We start from the raw sequence: 6124 nt of genomic DNA on the forward strand, positions 1-6124 counted from the left end.
GTCCTGACTTTAACCTATTGAGCTGCAACCTTGGTGGGACGAAAACTGCGTCAACGAGGAGTGGCTCATTACATTGCTCGTCTCTCACAATCGCAGCGAAGTCGCTCTAGACATAACCATTTTTATACGGGTTTGTCTGCCTACAGTTGGGTCAACTTTGCCGACACCTATGCGAATTTGGTTGATGCTTTATTGCAACTGAACCCTGGAAAGCGACCGTTTTATCAACAATGAACGCAACTTCGGCAATTCGCCCTCACTCGGCAAGAATTTCGATGTGATAGCTATAGCCCTGCTCAGCCAGAAACAACTGCCGATGACGGGCAAACTCTTCTTCACAGGTACGCAAGGAAACCAGCGTGTAAAATTGGGCGCTCCAACCATCCGACTTGAGGCGCAAGACTCGACCGAGCCGCTGGGCTTCTTCCTGTCGTGAGCCATACTTGCCAGACACCTGAATCAGCACATCGGCATCGGGCAAATCGAGGGCAAAGTTGCCGACCCGAGACAGAATGAGCCCAGAGATTTCACCGGATCGGAACTGCTCGTAGCGGCGATCGCGTTCTGCTTGGGGCGTTTTCCCCGTCACGAGCGGTAACTCAGTTAAAGTGGCGATCTGCTTCAGTTGGTCCAAAAATTCCCCAATGATCAAGATGCGATGACCGTACTCTTTCTGTAACAGCGATCGCACCACTTCGTGTTTACGCGGATTTTCTGCAGCAATCCGAAACTGGTAGCGCTTGTCAGCCACTGCATACTCCATCTGTCTGGCTGTGGTTTGGGGAATGCGAATCTCGGTACATTCCGCTGCGGCAATAAAGCCTTGACCTTCAAGTTCGCGCCAGGGCACATCGTAGCGTTTGGGGCCAATCAGGGCGAAAACATCTCCTTCTTTGCCATCTTCACGGATCAGGGTGGCGGTCAGCCCGAGACGGCGACGGGCTTGCAGTTCAGCAGTAATGCGGAAGATAGGGGCGGGCAGCAGATGTACTTCGTCATAGATAATCAAACCCCACGATCGCGCGTTAAACAGTTGAAAGTGCGGAAACTCCCCGTCTTTGCTAGCGCGATAGCTCAGGATTTGATACGTCGCTAACGTGATCGGAGCCGTCTGTTTTGATTCACCACTGTATTCGGCGATCGCATCAGGGGGCAGCGTCGTTTTATCCAATAGCTCCCGCTGCCACTGACGAACGGAGGTGAGGCTACTGGTAGAGAATTAGGGTATTTTCCTGCACCTGGGCGATCGCGGCTAACCCGACCATTGTTTTTCCGGCTCCGCAGGGCAGCACAATTACACCGCTGCCACCCTGCACCCGTCCCGCCTGATAAAACGCTTCTGCCGATGCTTTCTGATAATCGCGCAGGGCAAATGGTGCACCGGATGCAGTGATGGGTCGCAACGCTAACTTCAGCGCATCGCCTGTGACATAACCTGCCAAATCTTCTGCCGGATAGCCTGCCGCGAGCAATGCCTGTTTCAAGACACCCCGATCCTCGACATTAACCGCAAACACTTGATCGGACAGGCGGTCTCCGAGATACTTCGCCACCTCTTGACTGCGGCTGAGGAGTTCGGCGAGCGGCACATCAGCGGTTTTGCGCAGCAGGCGATCATCGTCGCGCTCAATCACGGTCAGACCATAGCGACTGCCCAGAGCGCTAATTTCTTGGGCTACCGCTTCGGGCATGGGGTATTTGGCATGGTCGTGCAGGGCTGCAATCATGTCGGCAACGGGCATTCCGGCGGCACGAGCATTCCAGATACTCAGCGGTGAAATCTGATAGGTGTGGATATGTTCAGGGCTTTTAATCAGTTCCGCAAAGGGGGCGATCGCCGCACGAGCCTCATCCGCACGAGGTGAATGCACTTCCAGCAACACAGAGCGATCGCTTTGAATAATCAGCGCATTTTCGGCAACGTAGGACATGATTTAGCTCAACCCTGGCAGACTGTGGCCCAACTTCTTTAACCCATTGCGAAACTTGGTTTCTGTTTCAGCAGGGACCACCAAATAGCACGCTTGTCCCGCAGCGGCGGCTTTCGGCTGATCCGCAATAAAACAGAACGCTTTGGTCCGCGAGTCACTGGCAATTTGGGCGGCAAGAGCGGCATCCGCGCAGCGAATCAATCGGGCAGAACCCAAATCTTGCAGACTCGTGGTGCGGGTTTGCAGGTCGGCTAGAAACTGATTTACGGGCCGGGACAAGGCTTTACCGCTGTTAGCAATTAGCCAGTCTTACAGTTCCGCCTCGCTGCGACCCTGGGCGATCGCATCCAACAGCTTGGCCTGATCCAACTTCCACACGACGTCAGACACGGAGGCAAGAAAACTGTTGAGCATCAAGCGATCGGCACGAGATAACTCACTCACCACCACAACTTCTAAATTGGGCAGAATTCGCAGCACCTATTTCTGCATGGGAACCGCAGGGTCGTAGCGATCGCTCAGGCCCAAACAGTAAGCACCGAACGCATTCAGGCGAAAATACGCGAGTCCATCGTAGCGGCTGAGCGTGGTATCGCTGTAGTAATCACTGCTGGGTAATATCAAAAAGCCCTCGTCCGGATGCAGGTAAGCCACATCAATTAAGCCCAGCGTTGACACGTACTCAAATAGAAAACATAGAAGATATCGTGCTTCTAGAAGTAGCCAACTACCGTCGTAGAGCGAACCGTAACCCTCCAGGGAGAGCATCTCGCTGTTGCGGCTAACCTCAAAGTCATAACCAGCGGCGATCATGTAGCGCAAAAAGTCGGACAGTGCCACCCATTGCTGGATTGGGCAATCCTTCAGGGCATTTACAATCACGCTGCGTCGTCCAGCTACGGCAGTGAGGCTGCGTTTGGCTTTTCCGGTTTGACCTTTGATACTGTCAATTCGCCGTAGTTCATCCAAACTGGTTGTTTTCAGCCACTGTTTCCACAACGTTTGCAGCGCCTTTTCAGGCGGATTATTGATTGCTTTTTGTCCAGTCTTCGTTAGAACCAAGCGTTTACCGCTCAATTCCACCAGCTTGCCTGCCTGCAACAGCATCACCCAGGCAAATAGCTTGATAGCGCCGATGTCATAACTGTAATCCCATCCTGCTGGCGATCGCTTGGCGGCCCAATCGCTATAGTAGTCGCCCTCTTCCAACACTTCAGAAATCGCTGTTAGGGTCGCGCTTGGAGGGAAAAACGTTTTGTCGCTGATAGAGACTTTGCCTAAGTCTACTAACCGCAAAACCGTCTGCAAATCCCGCCCTGCAACGGCTTCAGTTTCACGAATACTTAACGGGAATTCAACTTGTGTAGAGTGCTGTTTGCGATCGCGGTAGTTATATTCCACGAGCGTTCGCGTCAGGGTGGGTGACAGCGTTTCTAGACTTTCAATCCGCGTCGGTTCTGGCGGCGGTACAAATGTTTTGAGTTGCGCTTTTAGGTCTTGCGGCAGGGTGCTACTGTAGAAAAACAGCCCCAAAATCGACGGATTGCTGTGCGAATAATAGGATGAGCGATTGCCACTCGTCCAAGTCGCTTCGGCACCATACTTGCTGACAAATCGCTGTGGCTGGTAGTAATCGTTTGAGCTGTGCACCACTTCAGCGATCGTGGCTTGTTGCAGGCGATCACACTCCTGCCACAGCAATTTCAGCGATTTGCCTTGCATTCGTTCCATCACGTAACTGACAAGCTCGGCTTTGCGCGTTGGAATTTTACCAGATGGCAACAGTTGCGCCAGTGCTTTTAGCTGATCGACGGTTTGATGATTGAGTGCTTCGAGCAGTGTAGAAATTTTCCCAGGCTGGTTGTAGTAGGGCATGGCGCTATCCCTGCTTGACTTCATCAGCATACAGGTTGAACACCGGAAAATTGCAGAATGCTGAGTGGACTGGATGAGGAACGAGCAGGTGATATAGCAATCCTAATCAAGTTGTAAGGATAAGGAGAAGTTATTAGGTTAAGAGAACGACTCGTAACTATTAACCCGGCAATAATTGAGGGTGCATCTTGTTCGATGCATAAGCAATGAATGGGTGCTCAAAATACTCCTGAATGCGCGATGGTAACTTCTGCAACTTACGCAGATGAGAAATGAGTCGTCGCTTCAGTTGAGCAAGATTGCGAGTCGGTGGTTTAGAGTGAACTCCCTGCTTGACATCGCCGTTGAGATACTCGACTGGATTCAGTTGCGGTGAGTAGGACGGCAAGTAGAACAGTTCAATCTGCTCCTTGTGCTCAGTTAACCATTGCTGCACCTGCTGTCCCCGATGTACCGGATGTTGGTCCACAATCCAAAACAACTTGCGCTCTCGCTTGGCAATCAGACGAGTCAGAAACGACAAAAAGATGGCTTCCGTCAGCTTACTGGTGTAGAGCATAAAGCGGATACTCCCCTGGTTGCTGAGACTGGCAATGAAGTTGACACGCACTCATTTCTTCTAACTCAGACGAATTTCAGGGGTTTCGCCGATGGGTGCATACCCACGACCGACTTGAGCATCTGAGCGTAACCCTGACTCATCCCCCCAAGCGATTTCTGCACCTTCACTTTTAGCACGCTGCTCGATGACAGGATAGGTTTGCTCTAACCACTCCTCCACCATCTCTGGGTTCTGCTCATAAGCCCGCCTCAAGGGCTTTTGTGGGCTATAGCCCCACCGCCAAAGATACTCTCCTACGGTTCGAATCGGCATCTGTATTCCGCACCGTTGCTCGATCAGTTCTTGAACCGCGCGGTGCGTCCAAAGCGCACTATCAATCTCTAGCTCATCGGGGAAATGGGCTTGCATCAACTGTTAAATCTGTTTTTCCTGCTCTTGATTTAAGGTGCGTCCTGCACCAACTGTGCGGCCTCGTTGTTGCTGGTACAGGGCAGTTTCACCCAGTTCTTTGTATTGCTGCCACCAATCTGAAACTGTATTGCGATGCACCTCCAAATAAGCTGCAATATCGACAAACCGTTTTCCTTGCTGACGTAATCGAATCGCTTGTTGTCGCAGATAATCTTAAGTAGGGGGATTAAGTAATCGGGCATCAAGTTTATTCATACTTCAATTTTACTAATCGCCCCGTTCACTCTGCATCCTCTTAAGTTGCCGGGTTAATATAAGTGCCGCAAGTGTGGCAGGCAGTTTGTGCAACACCCCCAAAACAAGACCATTGACTCAACGACCAAGACCCTGATTGATAAACTGCTGTTAGAGAAGATTCCTTTAGCAGGCATTGCCAGAGTCGCAGGCGTTTCAGAGCCTTGGCTCCAGCACTATGTCAATGAGAAATATCAAGCAGTGCCCCGACAGGTGAAGGTGCGGGCTAAAAAAAGGGGCGCTTGATGATCCAGTGTGACGAGATGTGGTCTTTCGTGCTCCGCAAAGGCAATAAGCAGTGGATTTGGTTGGCTCTAGATGTCAAGACCCGAGAAATTGTCGGGGTTTATGTCGGCAATCGCGGTCGTGAAGGAGCATAAGGACTATGGGAGGCGCTGCCAGGAGTATATCGCCAGTGTGCGGTCTCTTACACTGATTTCTGGTCTGCTTACGACGAAGTGTTTCCCAGCAAGCGGCATCAAAGTGTTGGCAAGGAAAGTGGCAAAACGAGTTACATTGAGCGCTTCAACTGCACCTTGCGCCAACGCGTGTCGCGCTTAGTGAGGAAGACGTTATCGTTTTCCAAGAAGCTGGATAATCATATTGGTGCAGTTTGGTACTTTGTTCACCACTACAATGCATCCTTACCTTTTTAGGACTACCACTTTATTTACTGGATGAAATTCTATTACTAGGTCGCACTGAATCTACTCAAGTTGAAGCTAACTACGTGGTAGTTGACCTGAAAGAATTTTGTGGTGAAATTGTAGAAAGCTTCCAAACCACTCAAGGAAAATCTCACCAAATCAGTTTTTCGAGCGAAGGTAATTCCACTCAAGCTGGAGCAGATGCTTCTTTGCTGAAGCACACTCTTGACAACTTATTGTCCAATGCCATCAAATACTCCCCAGAAGGAAGCAGTATTCGCTTCACTTTGGGGCGTTGCTGAATAGGTAATGATTTAAGCTGAGAGAGGAATTGTTCGATACTTCAAATAATGCAGCAGCAACCGAAGTGAACACTTCAACATCTCAACTGATTTGGAGTAGCA

10 protein-coding genes and 1 pseudogene are annotated in these 6124 nt (G+C 50.7%); 3 read left to right on the forward strand and 8 right to left on the reverse strand.

All coding sequences use genetic code 11. The features are described 5' to 3' along the window. The first annotated feature begins 33 nt into the window (after nucleotides 1-33). Complete coding sequence (locus NDA01_RS26180; RefSeq protein ID WP_348230293.1) at nucleotides 34-234, forward strand: hypothetical protein; 201 nt, start codon at nucleotides 34-36, stop codon at nucleotides 232-234. A gap of 22 nt (nucleotides 235-256) precedes the next feature. Here the strand turns inward: NDA01_RS26180 and NDA01_RS32035 are convergent, their stop codons facing one another. From NDA01_RS32035 to NDA01_RS26215, 8 genes are all read right to left on the reverse strand, one after another. Continuing rightward, nucleotides 257-1171 carry a helicase-related protein gene (locus NDA01_RS32035; protein ID WP_431193532.1) on the reverse strand — a complete coding sequence of 305 codons (915 nt, stop codon included), beginning with the start codon at nucleotides 1169-1171 and terminating at the stop codon, nucleotides 257-259. A 34-nt stretch (nucleotides 1172-1205) separates the two neighbouring features. Beyond that, nucleotides 1206-1931, reverse strand: a complete 726-nt coding sequence (locus NDA01_RS32040; RefSeq protein ID WP_431193533.1) for a helicase-associated domain-containing protein — start codon at nucleotides 1929-1931, stop codon at nucleotides 1206-1208. Nucleotides 1932-1934: 3 nt separating this feature from the next. Further along, the gene (locus tag NDA01_RS26190) at nucleotides 1935-2210 is read right to left on the reverse strand and encodes a hypothetical protein (RefSeq protein ID WP_348230294.1); all 276 of its coding nucleotides are present in this window, start codon (nucleotides 2208-2210) and stop codon (nucleotides 1935-1937) included. A 30-nt stretch (nucleotides 2211-2240) separates the two neighbouring features. Continuing rightward, nucleotides 2241-2411, reverse strand: a complete 171-nt coding sequence (locus NDA01_RS26195) for a hypothetical protein (protein ID WP_348230295.1) — start codon at nucleotides 2409-2411, stop codon at nucleotides 2241-2243. Further along, a complete protein-coding gene (locus tag NDA01_RS26200; protein ID WP_348230296.1) occupies nucleotides 2412-3806 on the reverse strand; it encodes a hypothetical protein in 1395 nt (464 codons plus the stop codon). 160 nt (nucleotides 3807-3966) lie between these two features. Beyond that, the gene (locus NDA01_RS26205) at nucleotides 3967-4416 is read right to left on the reverse strand and encodes a transposase (RefSeq protein WP_348230297.1); all 450 of its coding nucleotides are present in this window, start codon (nucleotides 4414-4416) and stop codon (nucleotides 3967-3969) included. A gap of 9 nt (nucleotides 4417-4425) precedes the next feature. Further along, a complete protein-coding gene (locus tag NDA01_RS26210) occupies nucleotides 4426-4776 on the reverse strand; it encodes a winged helix-turn-helix domain-containing protein (RefSeq protein WP_348230298.1) in 351 nt (116 codons plus the stop codon). A gap of 6 nt (nucleotides 4777-4782) precedes the next feature. Continuing rightward, entirely contained in the window at nucleotides 4783-4986 is a 204-nt protein-coding gene (locus NDA01_RS26215; protein ID WP_348230300.1) for a helix-turn-helix domain-containing protein, read from the reverse strand. A 105-nt stretch (nucleotides 4987-5091) separates the two neighbouring features. Between NDA01_RS26215 and NDA01_RS26220 the strand changes: the two are divergent. Together NDA01_RS26220 and NDA01_RS26225 are read left to right on the forward strand one after the other, a co-directional pair. Then, nucleotides 5092-5729, forward strand: a pseudogene (locus NDA01_RS26220) (IS1 family transposase); the annotation flags it as partial. A 74-nt stretch (nucleotides 5730-5803) separates the two neighbouring features. Then, the gene (locus tag NDA01_RS26225; protein ID WP_348230299.1) at nucleotides 5804-6022 is read left to right on the forward strand and encodes a sensor histidine kinase; all 219 of its coding nucleotides are present in this window, start codon (nucleotides 5804-5806) and stop codon (nucleotides 6020-6022) included. Nucleotides 6023-6124 lie beyond the last annotated feature (102 nt).

Source organism: Trichocoleus desertorum AS-A10, assembly GCF_039962155.1.
GTDB lineage: Bacteria > Cyanobacteriota > Cyanobacteriia > FACHB-46 > FACHB-46 > Trichocoleus.

Coding starts and splice junctions, on each gene's coding strand:
- NDA01_RS32040 (WP_431193533.1), bottom strand. CDS start 1,931: ATGTCCTACGTTGCCGAAAATGCGCTGATTATTCAAAGCGATCGCTCT.
- NDA01_RS26200 (WP_348230296.1), bottom strand. CDS start 3,806: ATGCCCTACTACAACCAGCCTGGGAAAATTTCTACACTGCTCGAAGCA.
- NDA01_RS26210 (WP_348230298.1), bottom strand. CDS start 4,776: ATGCAAGCCCATTTCCCCGATGAGCTAGAGATTGATAGTGCGCTTTGG.